This is a genomic window from Bradyrhizobium zhengyangense, from assembly GCF_022012435.1.
Lineage (GTDB): Bacteria > Pseudomonadota > Alphaproteobacteria > Rhizobiales > Xanthobacteraceae > Bradyrhizobium > Bradyrhizobium zhengyangense.
The window spans coordinates 12,769-27,075 of sequence record NZ_JAKLUA010000007.1; the positions used below are offsets into that span (position 1 = coordinate 12,769).

Consider the following 14,307-nt stretch of genomic DNA (forward strand, 5'->3'; position numbering starts at 1 on the left):
AAGCTCCCGCATCGCCTATCCGTTGAGCAGCTTCAGTGCTTCTTCGTGGACACGTGGATCGCCCGCAGCGACAATGCGGCCGCCGCCCTGGGCCGGCTTGCCTTCCCAGGTGGTGACGACGCCGCCGGCGCCGGTCACGATCGGGATCAGCGCTGCGATATCGTAAGGCTTCAGCTCGGTTTCGACCACGAGATCGACATGGCCGGCCGCGAGCATGCAATAGGAATAGCAATCGCCGCCGTAGCGCGACAGCCGTGCCCCCTGCTCGATGCGGCCGAAAATGGCGCGGTCGCGCTCGTTCATCAGCAAGGGAGAGGTGGTGTAGGTCGTGGCCTCCGACAGCGAGGCGCAGCGGCGGACCTGCAGCCGGCGCTCGCCGGAGGGGCCCTTATAATTGGCCGAGCCATTGTCGCCGGAAAAGCGCTCGCCGATGAAGGGCTGGTGCATCATGCCGTAGACGGGGGAGCCCTTGTGCAGCAGCGCGATCAGCGTGCCCCAGATTGGAAAGCCGCCGATAAAGGACTTCGTGCCGTCGATGGGGTCGAGCACCCAGACATAGTCGGCATCCTCGCGCTCATTGCCAAATTCCTCGCCGACGATGCCGTGCTGGGGGAAGCTCGCCTTGATCAGCCGCCGCATCACCGCCTCCGCGGCGCGGTCGGCTTCCGTGACGGGATCGAAATCCTTGGTCTTGCTCTTGTCGTCGATCGACAGCGAGGTGCGGAAGAACGGGAGGATGGTCTCGCCGGAGGCAGTGGCAAGTCGTCCGATGAAGGCTGAGAAGTCGATCACCGTCACGGCGCATCCTCAAAAACGAAAGTTGGGTGAAGCTCGCAATCTGCCTAGCTCAATTCGCTCCTCACGTGCAGCGCTGTCTTGATTTGCACCCTGGTATTTTGGATCCGGTTACCGGCAAACCCCAGTGAGCCAAATGCCGAGCCATATGCTGGCCAAATATCGATCACCGACTTGAAAACTTAGTTCCGAGCATGCCTCGTTCGTATGCAAATGACTATCAACCCATTGAATTTCCTTATCAAAGAAACTGAATCTGGGTTTCTTTTGGAGCAACCGAGCCATGTGTTTTTGCATGGGAAACGGCTCAAAAGCCCTTGCACTTTGTGCGGCGCGGCCGCATATTGTTGCGGTGCGGTAGCGCTTCTCGCGTTATCGCTGCCCTCCTTGGGCGTTTCCTCCCTAGACTTGGGCCGCTTGCGTCATTCGCGAGCGGCCCTTTTTTCTTGTCGGTCTGTTTTCAGTTTGGTGCGCGATCCCTCGCGAAGCGAAAACGCAATCGCAGGCAAGACGATCGTCCGAGACGCGCGTCTATTCCGCGGCGGCCTGGAACGGACCGAGATCGCCGAACGGAATCGTGGTCGCCAGCACGTCGGCGAGAACGCCAAAGTCGCTTGCCACTTGCGCAAAGCGCGGGCTGCGCTCACGGCGGCGCTCATCCATATAGATCGCGCGGTTGAACTCGAGCTGCACGGCATGGAGGCCGCTCGCCGGGTTGCCGTAGTGCTCGGTGATGAAACCGCCGGCATAGGGCTTGTTGCGGCCGATCGAATAGCCGAGGCCAGTCATGGTTTCCTCGACGCGGTCGGGCAGCAGCGGCGTGCAGCTCGTGCCGTAGCGGTCGCCGATCACGACGTCGGGCCGGCGCGGCTCGTCCCTGCTGACGCCGACCGAGGGCATCGAGTGGCAGTCGACCAGCACCACCGTGCCGAACATCTGGTGCACCTTGTTGATCAGCCGGCGCAGCGCGCGATGATACGGCTTGTACAGCGTCTCGATCCGCGCCAGCGCATCATCGACCGCGATGCGGTCGCGATAGATCTCCTGGCCGTCGCCGACCACGCGCGGAATCGTGCCTAATCCGCCGGCGACCCGCATCGAGCGGGTGTTAGCAAAGCTCGGCAGGCGGCCGGTGAACATGCGGGGGTCGAGCTCATAGGGCTCTCTGTTGACGTCGACATAGGAGCGGGGAAAGTTGACCCGCACGGTCGGAAAGCCGCGTGCGCTCAGATGGCCGGTCAGCTCGTCCATGAAGGAGTCTTCGGAGCGCCGCAGCGTCGGCAGGTCGATCCGCGATGCGTTCAGGAATTCGTCCGGGTAGGTCGAGCCGGAATGGGGCGAGTTGAAGATAACAGGCGCACGCCACTCGGCGGGCTCCACGATCTCGAAGGCTGGCGACACCTCGCCGTCAAACCGGGTCATCTTCTCAGGCTTCGTCCCTTCACGCCGCACGATCCAGCATGGGTCCAGATCGGGTGATTCGGCCGGTCGAGCGGCTCTTAAGTGTCGTCATTGTCCGGAATCGCAACCATTCTGCCAAGCGAAAAAGCGTGATCCGCGCTGGAACATGTCTTAACCGTGTGGGCAGGCAGGCGGGGATGCGTGGGCGCACCGGAATTGATTCATCCCGCATTCCGGTTCACAACACCCCTCGCAGCACGAGCCCAGAGGGTTAAGATTTTCACCCCAAATTTACCCTCTGTCGGGCTTAGTGACCTCTGCATATCCTCTGGGGATCGACGTTCCGCTCATGCCAAAAATCCTGCTCGCCGAAGACGACAACGACATGCGCCGTTTCCTGGTCAAGGCGCTGGAAAACGCCGGTTTTCAGGTCTCGTCCCATGACAACGGCATGGCGGCCTATCAGCGCTTGCGGGAAGAGCCGTTCGAGATGCTGCTGACCGACATCGTGATGCCGGAGATGGACGGCATCGAGCTCGCCCGCCGGGCTTCGGAACTCGACCCCGACATCAAGATCATGTTCATCACCGGCTTTGCCGCGGTCGCCCTGAACTCGGATTCGGATGCGCCCAAGAACGCCAAGGTGCTGTCGAAGCCGGTTCACCTGCGCGAATTGGTGAGCGAAGTGAACAAGATGCTGGCGGCCTAAATTGGCCCTGTTCCGTCCTTGCGCGCGCTCCCCTGAGCCGTTATAGGGACCCCGACCCGACACAAGCGGACTATTAGGGCACGTAGCTCAGCGGGAGAGCACTACCTTGACATGGTAGGGGTCACAGGTTCGATCCCTGTCGTGCCCACCATCCTTCGCTCGTGAGCGAGAGAAGGATGCCACGCCGAAGCCCAACGGGCGCAGGCGGGCTGCCGCCGCGAGCTACGGCTAGGCAAGCCACGATCCAATCTCAATGCGAAGCGTGTCCGGCGTAGCTCGTAGAGCGAAGACGGACTGTCACCTCACCTTCCGCCCCTTGGAACGCGCCACACGCTCCGGCATTGTTCCTCCATGCCCAAATCCTTCCACCGCGGCGATCACGTCAGCTGGAATTCCGAGGCCGGCCGCGTGCGCGGCCATATCCTGCGCGTCCACACTGAGGACGTCGACTACAAGGGGCACACACACCACGCGAGCCCGGATGATCCGCAATACGAGATCAAGAGCGACAAGACCGACCACGTCGCCCTGCACAAGGGTCGTGCGTTGCGGCTGCTGCGCAGCTGAGCGGCACAAGGTGAGCTGACGGGCTGCCATGGCTCATCCCTTCTTCACCATCGGCCATGCCACTCGTTCGATCGAGGAGTTCGTCGACCTGTTGCAGGGCAGCTCGGTTGGCTTCGTCGCCGACGTTCGCACCGTGCCCCGATCCCGCACCAATCCGCAGTACAATCGCGAGACGCTGCCGCAATCGCTGGCGATCGATGCGATCGGCTACGAGCACATCGCCTCGCTCGGCGGTCTGCGCAGCCGCAAGCACGAAGTACCGCGGCAGACCAATGCCTTCTGGCAGAACGCCAGCTTTCACAATTATGCCGACCACGCCATGGGGCCGGCGTTTCACGAAGGCCTCGCGCATTTGCGCGACCTCGGGCAGGCGCGACGTTGCGCCATCATGTGCGCGGAGACATTGTGGTGGCGGTGCCATCGCCGGATCATCACAGATTATCTGCTCGCCGCCGGCGAGACGGTGTTTCACATTCTCGGGCCAGGACAGGTCAAAGAGGCCCAAATGAATCCGGCCGCGCACATCCTGCCCGACGGCCGGCTCGATTACCCCGCGCAGGAGCAATCTCGCGCGCCTTGATGTCATACCTGCCGTCCCCGGGAGGCCACCAGCCGTCCCTAGAGCATGATCCGGAAAAGTGTGAAGCGGTTTTCCGAAACGATCATGCTCAAACAAAGAGCTAAAGCGCGACGACGATTCAACCCAATTTCATCGCGCTTTAGGCCAGCAGGGTCATCACCTGGTCGATCACGGCCTGAACCTGCTTCGCATCGGACCCCTGATGCGCAAGCGACATCAATCCCGTGTGCACCACCATGATCGTGTGTGCCGTGAGATCGGGATCAAAGCCCTTCCTGAACTGCGCCCGGTCGGCGTGGAGGCGTGCGCGCAACAACTGCTCGAGGCGTCTGTTGTAGCGCTCGATGCTTTTGCGGATCTCTGCCTGATCGAGCGAGCCGTCGGTCGACGAGTTGATCGACAGGCAGCCTCGCGCGCCCTTTGTGCCCGAGCAATACGGTACGAATCCCGTGAGCCATTGCCTGATAGCGTCGCGGGCCTGGCCCGGCTGGGCCAGGACACGCTCTGCCCAGCCGAGGATACCGTCGTGGTAGCGATCGAGCACGCGCAGGAACAGCGCGCTCTTGTCACCGAACGCCGCATAGAGGCTCGGTTTGGCGATGCCGCTCGCCGCCGTGATCTCATCGAGCGAGGCCGCCTGGTAGCCCTTGCGCAAGAAAACCTCGCGCGCGACTTCGAGCACGTCATCAGGGTCGAAACTGCGTGGTCTTGCCATGCAACTTGTTTATGCGCTCCTGCTGCGGATGTTAAGTCCTCAAGCAGTCGTGACCGGTGCACCCGGTGCCGTCATTGACCTTCTGTTCGTTCTGTACTATAGAGTACAGAATAGAAAAACAGGAGATGACACATGAAGGCGGTTCAGGTCGTGACGTTTGGAAAGCCTGCGGACGCGGTGAGGCTGAACGATGTGCCCGATGTAGGCGCTCCTGGCCCCGGCGAAGTCGTTGTCGCCGTCGAGGCCGCTCCGATCAACGCCACCGACCTCATGATCGCCGCAGGACGCTACGGATTTCTGCCGCCGCTGCCGGCCACCCTCGGAATCGAGGGCGTGGGCCGCGTCGTCGCGGCGGGTGCAAACGTCAAGAGCCTGAAAGAAGGCGACCGAACCCTGATCCCGATCATGGTGCCGACCTGGACCGAGCGGGTGAAGTTTGCCGCGACGTGGCAGCGGCCCTTGTCGCTGCAAGCGGATGTCCAGCAACTCGCGATGGTCGGCGTCAATCCCGCGACGGCCTACCTGCTGTTGACCGACATGGTCAAGGTTCCCAGCGGTGGCTGGGTGATTCAGAATGGCGCCAATTCGGCGACGGGGCGTTCGGTCATCGCGGTGGCGAAATCGCTCGGACTCAAGCTCGTGAACGTCGTCCGACGCGAGGAATTGGTGCCTGAGTTGCGCGCGCTGGGGAGCGGATGTCGTGCTCGTCGACGGTCCTGATCTGCCCAAGCGCGTCGCCAGCGAGACGGGCGGAGCGCCCATCCATCTGGCACTCGACATGGTCGGCGGTCCATCGACCATGAACCTCATGAACTGCGTTGCACCGAAAGGCGTGGTCGTCATCTACAGCGCGATGAGCGGGCAGCCCTTCTCCGGTTCGAGCCAAAGAGCGATTTTTGCGGAGGTGTCGGTGCGTGGCTTCTGGCTCGTGCATTGGCTCAAGACCGCCACCGCCGAGACCATGGGCAAAATGTACGATCATCTGACCCCGTTGGTGACTTCCGGCGCGCTCACTGCGCCGGTCGCTGCGACCTACGGTCTGGAGCAGTTTGCCGACGCGATCGCCCAGGCTGCGAGCTTCAAGGGCAAGGTCATCTTTACGCCAAACCGCGCCTGACCGAAGATTCCCGCGCGTCCCGCGCTTTGAAATCATGTTTCTATACCGTTTGGTATAGAAACAGCGCGAGACCGCTGGGATTCCCCAGCACCGGAGAGGAAATTCACGCCGTCCGCCTTGATCGCGTCTTGGCGAAGATGCAATCTAACCGGTGCCTCAAAGTGTGCTCCGCTTCGCGCGCGATTCAGTCACAGTGGGAGCCACGTTGACACCGAGGCGCCGAAGTCGAGAACGCCGCCCATGAGCATATCCGTCATCGAACAGGCCAAAATCCAGGCGCAAGTGCTGGTGCCGCTGGTCAAGGCGCTTCAGGCCGAACTCGGCGAGGTCCGTGCGAACGCGATTGTGCGCAAGGCGCTCGGTGACCTCTACCGCGGCTTCGGGGAGGAGTTCTGGAAGGCCAAGAACGAGAGCGATCTCGGCAAAGCGGTCGGCTCCGCCTTCAGGACTTACGCGCGCGACGATGCTCTCAGCTACGAGGTGATCGAGCAGACGCGGGATGCGTTCGCCTTCGACGTGAAGCGATGTGCCTATGCCGAGTTCTACAAGGCGCTGGGCGAGCCGGAGCTCGGCTTCCTCATGGTTTGCACCGCCGACTTTGCGACCGCGGACGGCTTCGGTCCGGACATCAAGCTGGCGCGCACGCAGACCATCATGCAAGGTGCCGATCATTGCGACTTCCGCTACCGGCGCATTGCGGATGTATCAAAGGGAAGGGCGGGTGAATGATGCGGACCATTTTCCTTGCCGTGGCGGCGACGCTGACGGCATCGAGCGCGAATGCCGCCGTCATCGACTGGCAGGCCGAGCTCGAGCGCTGCCGCGAGTTGCGCGCGAGCGTGGCGCCGCTGCTTCAGGCCGGCGAGGGCATTTCTGCTGTCGGCCGCTCCAACAGATCCGTCCGTCGCTGCATCTGGATCCAGCGCATCGCGGTGCGCAAAAAGATCGCTGGCGCAGAGACGTGGTAGCCGGGATTGTCAGTCGCACCTGCTTTTCGGCGCGAGTAGCAACTCCTTCAGTCCAGTCGGATAGAGACTCGGGCCATCAGGCACGTCGAGATCGGCGAGGTCGAACCAGCGGGCGGTGATCTCTTCTCCGTTGTCCTCGCGGAAGTCGATACGGTCCTGACGGCTGAAGGCGTCATCCGGGAACCTGACCTCGGCGATGAACATCACCTCGTGCCCGGTCGCGCCCTCGTGGACAAAAATGTTCTCCATCATCAGCGGCTCGCCGGTGATGGTGACGTCGATGCCGAGCTCCTCGTTGAATTCGCGCAAGAGGGCCGCGCGCCAGCTCTCGCCGAATTCGATCTCGCCGCCGAGCGGGCGGACGCCCTTGATCCGACCGGCATCGTCGCGCACCTCAGCCGCGAGCAGACGCCCGCCCCGCCAGTGCAGGCCGATCGCGACGACGCGAATGTGGGGATGCGGGCGCCATGTGGTCATGGGGCATGGGATAGTGGGCTTTGGCCGATCTCGCAATGAGGAGCGGGCGGTAAAGACCCGTCGCCCCGCGCGGATGGAGGGCCGCTGAACAAGCGGCTACCTCCAGCGACGACGGTGCCTCCAACTTCATGTGCGATCGGCATCGGTCCATGTCCGAAAAGACATGGACCTTGGCGCGACGGCGTCCATAATCGGCGCAGAAACAGGATTGCTGCGATCGCCAGCCAATCTAAGAGCGCAAGGGATGGAGAAGCCTGATGCCTGGAAGCCTGACGACAAGGTCGTTGGCGGCGCTCGCCGTTGTCGTCGGCCTTTCGGCCTCGACGGCCAGTGCGAATTCATTGTTGCCGGTCGGGCCGAAGGTGGGCGACCAGAACCTCTCGCCATTCTATCGCTGGTCCGAAACCCTGCCCGAGAGCCCCGGCATGCTGCTGCGCAAGGAGCCGATGCTCGCGCAGCCCGAAATCACCAGCGCAGCCCTCGCCGAACGCATTCTCTACACATCGAGCGATTTCCGTTGGCACGCCGGCATCGTTCCCGTCAGCGGCACGCTCTATCTGCCCAAGGGCGAGCCGCCGGCCGGAGGTTGGCCCGTGGTTGCCTGGGCGCACGGCACGCTGGGCATTTCCGATGCATGTGCGCCGTCCTGGACCGGTCACAAGCCGCGCGATGCCACCTACATCCAGCGCTGGCTCGAGAACGGTTTTGCGGTCGTGGCGACCGACTATCAAGGACTCGGCGGGCCTGGCCCGCATCCCTATCTGATCTGGCAGGCGGAAGGGCGCTCCGTACTGGATGGCGTGCGCGCGGCGCTCGCCACATATCGTGACAAGCTGGCTCCAAAAGTCTTCGTCACCGGACAATCGCAAGGCTCGGGCGCCGCCCTGGGCGCGACCGTGATCGCAGAAAGCTACGCGCCCGACGTGCCGCTGATTGCCACTGTGGCGACGGGCCTGGTTTCGACCTTCCCGGATGGTCCCTACAAGCCGCCGCAGACGACTGCGATCGGTTCGCCGATCTACACGTCGCTGATGCTGCTTGGCGGCTCGTTGCCGGATGGCGCACCTTCCGCCGACGATCTCGTCTCCGACAAGGGCAAGCCGATCCTGAAGGCGGCGCGCGAGAACTGCTCCACCGAGATGCGCGAGGTCGCGGGCTGGGATGGCGTCACCGCCGAGAACGTCTATGTCGAGCCGATGGCCCAAATCATCGCGCGGTTGACGCCGATCACGGACATGAAGGCCGTGCGCCTCAAGGTGCCGCTCCTGCTCGGCACCGGCCTTGCCGATTCCACGCTGGTGCCGACGCGGCAATATGCCGAAGTCGCGGCGCTGTGCGCGGCCGGCAACGAGGTGGTCTGGAAGACCTATCCCGGCAGGACGCATAATGGCGGCCTGATTGCGGCTTTTCCCGATGCGCTCGCGTTTTTCCGCGGCATGCTCGCCGGACAGAAGCCGTCGAGCAATTGCGCGGGGATCGCCGAGCCCGGTGCTCCGGGTGAGGCCGCGAAGGGCGTCGCTTTCAACGATTAGCCCACTGCATACTTCCTCACCGCCGCCTCGTCCCATTCAATGCCGTTGCCGGGCTCTTCGCCCGGAATCGCAAATCCATCCTTGATCTTCAGCCGCGCCGCCAGCACCGCGTCCGCCCAGTCGACATATTCCAGCCAGTGCGCGGTCGGCGTCACGCAAAGCAGATGCGCGCTGACCTCCGAGAACAGATGCGTCGACATCTCGATGCCGGCGGCGTGCGCCAGTGAGGCGGCGCGCAGCCAGCCGGTGACGCCGCCGATGCGCTGCACGTCGGGCATCACATAGTCGCAGGCCTCGGCGGACAGCGCGCTCTGCATCGCAAACGCGCTGTCAAAATTCTCGCCGATCTGGACCGGCGTACGCAGCGCATCGGCGATGCGGGCGCAGCCCTCGTAATCGTCGTGCCGGATCGGCTCCTCGATCCAGCTCAAGCCTTCGTCGTCGAGCATCTCGCCGCGGCGAATGGCTTCGGTCACCGTCAGCGCCTGATTGTAGTCGCACATCAGCGTCACCTCGTCGCCGACGGCCTTGCGTACCGCGCGCACCACGGCGAGATCGTCCCGCGCCTCGGGCCGCCCGACGCGGATCTTGGCGGCATGAAAGCCCTCGGCCAGCAGCTTGTGGGCTTCCTCTACGGCTCCCTCCGCCGGCATGATGCCGAGCCCTTTCGAATTGTAGGCCTTCACCGGCTTGGGCGCGCCGCCGAGCAGGCGGGCGAGCGGCAGGCCTCGGCTGCGCGCCAGCGCGTCCCATGCCGCCATGTCGATGCCGGATTGCGCCAGCCGTTGCAGGCCGGCGAGGCCGAGCAGCGTGAAGCGTTGGGTCAGCTTGCGCTCGATCTCGAATGGCAGCAGCTCGTCGCCTGCGAGCAGCTCCGACATCTCCGTGACCATCGCGGTCAGCGGCCTCAAGGCCGACGGCGTGATAGAGAACAGATAGGCATGCCCGACCGCGCCCTGGTCGGTCTCGCAGTCGATCAGCACCAGCGGCGCCTTCGCGACCGCGCCGGTCGAGGTCAGAAGCGGCAAGTTCATCGGCGCGATCACGCGGCGCGCAATGAAGCGCCTGATGCGGATTGTCTCGGTCATGGGCGGTGATTCCGGATTGATCGATGCAGGTTGATCCCGATCTTAAACATTCGTCATGAAACGAAAAGGTGCCTGCTGCGACCCACCATAAAATGGGGTTGCGCGGGCGCGCATTTATTGGCTCTGTGCAAGCCGGCATGTCGTGCCGCAAATCCCCCGGTCTTGCGGCAAAAACGCACATCACGGAGCCACAGAGTGAAACAAGAGATCGCCGAAGAGCAGCGCAAGAGCGGCCTCCTGATCGGGGCCGTGATTGCCTTTCTCCTGCTGGCGCTGCCGCTGGCGGTTTGGCTGGACCTGACTGAGCTGAACAAGACCGCGCTCCGCCGGCAGACCGCCGACCTCAACTCGGTCATCACAAGCGTGCGCAGCTACTATGCGTCCAACGTGGTCGGGCGCATCCTGGCCAACCCCAACGGCACGACGAAGGTGGTTCACAACTACGAATCCGTCCCCGGTGCGATCCCGATCCCGGCGACGCTGTCGCTGGAGCTCGGCCGCGTCATCGGCGCGCAGCAGGAGAACATCACCTACCGCTTCGTCTCCGATTTCCCGTTCCAGAACCGCGCCCCGCACCAGCTCGACAAGTTCGAGCGGGATGCGCTGGCCGCGCTCCGCGCCGATCCCGAGCAGAAGATCGTCGACACCGAGACATCGCTGTTCTCCGACAAGGTCCGCCTGGTCGCGCCCGTCACCATGGGCCCGGCCTGCGTCAGCTGCCACAACAGCCACCCCGAGAGCCCCAAGAAGGACTGGAAGGTCGGCGATGTCAGAGGCCTCCAGGAGGTGATCATCGCCCAGCCGATCGCCGCCAACATCTTCTCGTTCAAGTTCCTGCTGGCCTATTTCCTGATCGCCGCAGGCTGCGGGCTGTCCTTCCTCTCGCTCCAGCGCCGTCAGGCCAGCCGCATCAAGGGCATGAACAGGGAGCTCGAATCCGCCAACGATTTCCTGGCCTCGCTGTCGATGAAGATCTCTCGCTACATCCCGCCGCAGGTCTACAAGAGCATCTTCTCCGGCCAGAAGGACGTCACCATTCACACCGAGCGCAAGAAGCTTACGATCTTCTTCTCCGACATCCAGAACTTCACCGCGACCACCGAGCGGCTGCAGCCCGAATTGTTGACCCAGCTCCTCAACGAATATTTCACCGAGATGTCTGACATCGCGCACGAACATGGCGGCACCGTCGACAAGTTCATCGGCGATGCCATGCTGATCTTCTTCGGCGATCCCGAGACCAAGGGCGACCGCGCCGACGCGCAGGCCTGTCTGCAGATGGCCTGGCGCATGCAGCAGCGTCTCACCGAGCTCAATGCGAAATGGCGCGCCTCCGGCATCGAGCAGCCGTTCCGCTCGCGCATGGGCATCAATTCCGGCTACTGCAATGTCGGAAATTTCGGCAGCAGCGATCGCATGGACTACACCATCATCGGTGCCGAGGCGAACCTCGCCGCGCGCCTGCAGTCAATTGCCGAGCCCGGGGGCATCGTGCTGAGCTACGAGACCTTTGCGCTGGTCAGCGACATCGTTCGCGCCCACGCGCTGCCCGCGATCACGATGAAGGGCATCAGCCGCGAGATCATTCCCTATGCGGTCGATGCGCTGAGCGATGCGGCAGCCGAGAAGAGCGGCGTCATCACCGAACGCGCGCCGGGGCTGGAGCTGTACCTCGATCCGGCCGTGGTGAAGTCGGGCGATGCCGCAAGGGTCCGCTCGCTGCTGGAAAACGCGCTGGCATCGCTCAAGCCGGCGTGAGGCCTCTCACCCTCCCCTGGAGGGGGAGGGGAATCGCTACCTCACTTCGCCATGCCTTCCGTAAACGCCGTCTCGATCACCGCCCCAAACGGTTGCCACGACCGTCCGTCGAATTGCACCAGCCGCATCTGCTTGATCGGCAGGTAGTTCTCCGGCGACGTATTCATCCTGATATTGGGCAGCGCAACGGAGGGATGATAGTCCCGCAGCGACGCCGCCTGGCGCATGATATTCTCGCGCGAGACATCGTCGCCGCATTGCTTCAGTACCTGCGTCAACGCCTCGGCCGCGGCATAGCCGTAGAGTGCCGCACTGTTGTTGGTGCTTTCGACCTTGTGATACCGGTCCATGAAGGTGAACCAGTCCTTCATGGCCGGATCGTCCTTCCAGGCGGGATCGCTCGGATCCTTCAGGAAGGCCGCCGAGATCACGCCGGCTGAATTCTCCAGCCCCGCCGGCGCCATCGCGTTGGCGATCGAGGCGGAGGCATCGTTGACGATGAAGACCGGATGCCAGTTCAGCGACGCCGCGAGGCCGATCACCTTGGCCGCCGTCGACGGCACGCCGAGAAACACGAAGATGTCGGCGTCGGCGCGCTTGAGAATCGCGACGTGCCCTTCGAGATGCTCGTCATTGATGTCGAAGGCGACGTCGACCAGGACATGACGGTTCAGATCGCCGAGACCTTCCTGGATGCCCTTGTAGAGCATCCGGCCGAACTGGTCGTTCTGCCACAGCACCACGATCTTCTTCCGGGGATAATAGGCCTGGATGTAGTTGGCGTAGATACGTCCCTCCGAGCGGAAGGGCGGCTGCCAGCCCATGGTCCAGGGAAACGCCCTGGCCTGGCTCAGTTCCTCGTCGCCGGAGGCGACGAACAGCTGCGGGATCTTCTTCTCGTTCAGGTACCAGCGCGTGGCAAGATTGCCCGGTGTGCCGAACGACCCGAACATCAGCTGCACCCCGTCCTTCTCGACGAGATCGCGGGTCAGCTGCAGCGCGGTCGCGGGATCGGAATTGTCGTCGCGGCTGATGAAGCGGACCTTGCGGCCGTTGATGCCGCCGCGATCGTTGATCATGTCGAAATAGGCCGCTTCCGCCTTGCCGATCGCGCCGAATTCCGAGAGCGGCCCCGAATAGGGCACGATGTTGCCGATGCGGATTTCCTTGTCGGGGCTGGGGTCGGAGGTGGGCTGATCCGCACGCTGTTGCGACATCGCCCCGAGCGAGGCGAGCGCCGCGATCAGAACGAACAGCAGTCTGCCGGTGACGCGCATGCTCGACACCTTGTCGTTGGCCCCCCAACGAACTCGGCTCAACCCGCTCCCGGGCGAGTTGATCTACATCAAGCGTTTGGCAATCGTGTGGCTGGGCTTTGAAGCCGCCCGCGGCTGTCTGACCGAAAACGACAGGCGGGCTGACGCGCCGGTTGCGCTCAAAAACGCTCCGCTAACCTCGTCATCCTGAGGTGCGAAGCCCGCGATGCACCGCATCGCGGGTAGAGCCTCGAAGGATGAACGGCCACCGCGGCAGCCGAGCGGAGAGCGCCGGGCCGTCGCCCTTCGAGGGCCGCTGAAGAAGCGGCCACCTCAGGGCGACGGTGACCGACTGATCGTCCGGCTACGGCAACCCCCGCGCCTCCAGTTGATGCACCAGCAGCAGCGTCGGCTCGGCAAGGCTGTCGCCGGAACCATCCAGCCCGAAGGCGCTGGCGATGCCGTCGTGGCTGCGCAGCAGCGTCGCGCGTGGGCAATGGCCGGCGCCGCAGAGCGTCTTCTTCAGGGTCTCGCCTTGCGCGACCAGGTTCGCGGGATCGTTGGCGGCCCAGGCCAGCACGATCGGCTCATCGACATTGAGGATGCCGGGATACACCGAGCGCCTGTCATATTGAGCGACGTCGTTGCCGAAATAGGCCTTCTCGCCGTCACTGGCGTCCTTGCCGACGCGATAGATGCCCGAGACCAGCACCACGGCGGCGACGTCGGCGCGGTCGGTCTGGAGTTCGGGATGCGCCAACAGGCTCGCGACATGGAAGGCGCCGGCGCCATAGCCGACCGCGACGATCTCGCGGGCATCGCCGTTGAACAGGTCGATATTGCCGTGGACCCAGGACAGCGCCGCCGCGACGTCGGTCGCGCCCATCGGCCAGGTTGCGGCGGGCGCGAGGCGATAGTTCACGCGCACCCCGATCATGCCGTTGCGCGCTGCAAAGCACATCGCTTCGTCCTGGATATCGCGGGACAGCTCCGGCGCTCCGCGATCGCCGGTAAACGTGTCACCGGCGACGAACAGCAGCACCGGCCGTGGCGTGTCCGCCTTGGTGGTCTCGCTGGTCGCGACGTCGAGCACATTGGCCTCGCTGTCGCCATAGCGCAGGCCGCGCGAAAAAGCGACCTGCTCGCACAGCCGCGCGACGCCGCCTGCGGTGGTGTCGTTATCGGTGAGGCCTGTCAGGACCAGATCGGAGGGAGCGGCGGGTCGCACCGGCGTCACGCCCTGCGCCGACGCTGCCGTCGCGGCGAGAAGGAGGAACAATGCGAGGAAGTTCTTCATGTCGCTGCCGGCCTTGCGTTCCCATCATGGCTCGCGTGTGGGGCCTG

The 14,307-nt window shown here is 63.7% G+C and carries 17 protein-coding genes and 1 tRNA gene; 11 read left to right on the top strand and 7 right to left on the bottom strand.

Annotation, left to right across the window (positions count from 1 at the left end; all coding sequences use genetic code 11):
- Positions 1–15 precede the first annotated feature (15 nt).
- Positions 16–798 carry a histidinol-phosphatase gene (gene hisN / locus L6637_RS21590; RefSeq protein WP_237864642.1) on the bottom strand — a complete coding sequence of 261 codons (783 nt, stop codon included), beginning with the start codon at positions 796–798 and terminating at the stop codon, positions 16–18.
- Between the two features lie 528 nt (positions 799–1,326).
- Entirely contained in the window at positions 1,327–2,217 is an 891-nt protein-coding gene (locus L6637_RS21595) for an N-formylglutamate amidohydrolase (RefSeq protein WP_237864641.1), read from the bottom strand.
- Positions 2,218–2,545: 328 nt separating this feature from the next.
- Here L6637_RS21595 and cpdR point away from each other — a divergent pair, with 328 nt between their 5' ends.
- The 4 genes from cpdR to L6637_RS21615 all read left to right on the top strand — a co-directional run bounded on the left by cpdR (position 2,546) and on the right by L6637_RS21615 (position 4,052).
- Positions 2,546–2,905, top strand: a complete 360-nt coding sequence (cpdR, locus tag L6637_RS21600) for a cell cycle two-component system response regulator CpdR (protein ID WP_007597092.1) — start codon at positions 2,546–2,548, stop codon at positions 2,903–2,905.
- 76 nt (positions 2,906–2,981) lie between these two features.
- Positions 2,982–3,056 (top strand) — tRNA-Val (locus tag L6637_RS21605).
- Between the two features lie 200 nt (positions 3,057–3,256).
- Positions 3,257–3,472, top strand: coding sequence for a hypervirulence associated TUDOR domain-containing protein (locus L6637_RS21610; protein WP_237864640.1), 216 nt, complete (start codon positions 3,257–3,259; stop codon positions 3,470–3,472).
- Between the two features lie 28 nt (positions 3,473–3,500).
- Entirely contained in the window at positions 3,501–4,052 is a 552-nt protein-coding gene (locus L6637_RS21615) for a DUF488 domain-containing protein (RefSeq protein ID WP_237864639.1), read from the top strand.
- A gap of 139 nt (positions 4,053–4,191) precedes the next feature.
- On the opposite strand, the gene L6637_RS21620 is transcribed toward L6637_RS21615, so the two are convergent.
- Complete coding sequence (locus L6637_RS21620) at positions 4,192–4,767, bottom strand: TetR/AcrR family transcriptional regulator (RefSeq protein ID WP_237864638.1); 576 nt, start codon at positions 4,765–4,767, stop codon at positions 4,192–4,194.
- Between the two features lie 132 nt (positions 4,768–4,899).
- On the opposite strand from L6637_RS21620, the gene L6637_RS21625 reads away from it, so the two are divergent.
- The 4 genes from L6637_RS21625 to L6637_RS21640 all read left to right on the top strand — a co-directional run bounded on the left by L6637_RS21625 (position 4,900) and on the right by L6637_RS21640 (position 6,852).
- Positions 4,900–5,487, top strand: coding sequence for an alcohol dehydrogenase catalytic domain-containing protein (locus L6637_RS21625; protein WP_237864637.1), 588 nt, complete (start codon positions 4,900–4,902; stop codon positions 5,485–5,487).
- Positions 5,468–5,884, top strand: coding sequence for a zinc-binding dehydrogenase (locus L6637_RS21630; RefSeq protein WP_237864636.1), 417 nt, complete (start codon positions 5,468–5,470; stop codon positions 5,882–5,884). The genes L6637_RS21625 and L6637_RS21630 overlap by 20 nt, the downstream gene beginning before the upstream one ends.
- 240 nt (positions 5,885–6,124) lie before the next feature.
- Entirely contained in the window at positions 6,125–6,613 is a 489-nt protein-coding gene (locus L6637_RS21635) for an L-2-amino-thiazoline-4-carboxylic acid hydrolase (protein WP_237864635.1), read from the top strand.
- Entirely contained in the window at positions 6,610–6,852 is a 243-nt protein-coding gene (locus L6637_RS21640) for a hypothetical protein (RefSeq protein WP_377803061.1), read from the top strand. Before L6637_RS21635 ends, L6637_RS21640 begins: the two co-directional genes overlap by 4 nt.
- 9 nt (positions 6,853–6,861) lie before the next feature.
- On the opposite strand, the gene L6637_RS21645 is transcribed toward L6637_RS21640, so the two are convergent.
- Entirely contained in the window at positions 6,862–7,329 is a 468-nt protein-coding gene (locus tag L6637_RS21645) for an NUDIX hydrolase (protein ID WP_237864634.1), read from the bottom strand.
- Positions 7,330–7,586: 257 nt separating this feature from the next.
- On the opposite strand from L6637_RS21645, the gene L6637_RS21650 reads away from it, so the two are divergent.
- The gene (locus tag L6637_RS21650; RefSeq protein WP_237864633.1) at positions 7,587–8,861 is read left to right on the top strand and encodes a lipase family protein; all 1,275 of its coding nucleotides are present in this window, start codon (positions 7,587–7,589) and stop codon (positions 8,859–8,861) included.
- Here the strand turns inward: L6637_RS21650 and L6637_RS21655 are convergent.
- Positions 8,858–9,949 (bottom strand): enolase C-terminal domain-like protein, encoded by a 1,092-nt coding sequence (locus L6637_RS21655; protein ID WP_237864632.1) that lies wholly within the window; start codon positions 9,947–9,949, stop codon positions 8,858–8,860. The genes L6637_RS21650 and L6637_RS21655 overlap by 4 nt on opposite strands.
- 195 nt (positions 9,950–10,144) lie before the next feature.
- Between L6637_RS21655 and L6637_RS21660 the strand changes: the two genes are divergently transcribed.
- On the top strand, positions 10,145–11,707 hold the full coding sequence (locus tag L6637_RS21660) for an adenylate/guanylate cyclase domain-containing protein (protein ID WP_237864631.1): 1,563 nt from the start codon (positions 10,145–10,147) through the stop codon (positions 11,705–11,707).
- Between the two features lie 41 nt (positions 11,708–11,748).
- Here the strand turns inward: L6637_RS21660 and L6637_RS21665 are convergent, their stop codons facing one another.
- Positions 11,749–12,984: an ABC transporter substrate-binding protein gene (locus L6637_RS21665; RefSeq protein ID WP_237864630.1), complete on the bottom strand. Its 1,236-nt coding sequence runs from the start codon at positions 12,982–12,984 to the stop codon at positions 11,749–11,751.
- On the opposite strand from L6637_RS21665, the gene L6637_RS21670 reads away from it, so the two are divergent.
- Entirely contained in the window at positions 12,983–13,174 is a 192-nt protein-coding gene (locus tag L6637_RS21670; RefSeq protein WP_237864629.1) for a hypothetical protein, read from the top strand. The genes L6637_RS21665 and L6637_RS21670 overlap by 2 nt on opposite strands.
- 153 nt (positions 13,175–13,327) lie before the next feature.
- Here the strand turns inward: L6637_RS21670 and L6637_RS21675 are convergent, their stop codons facing one another.
- Positions 13,328–14,260: an alpha/beta hydrolase gene (locus tag L6637_RS21675; RefSeq protein ID WP_237864628.1), complete on the bottom strand. Its 933-nt coding sequence runs from the start codon at positions 14,258–14,260 to the stop codon at positions 13,328–13,330.
- Between the last annotated feature and the right edge of the window lie 47 nt (positions 14,261–14,307).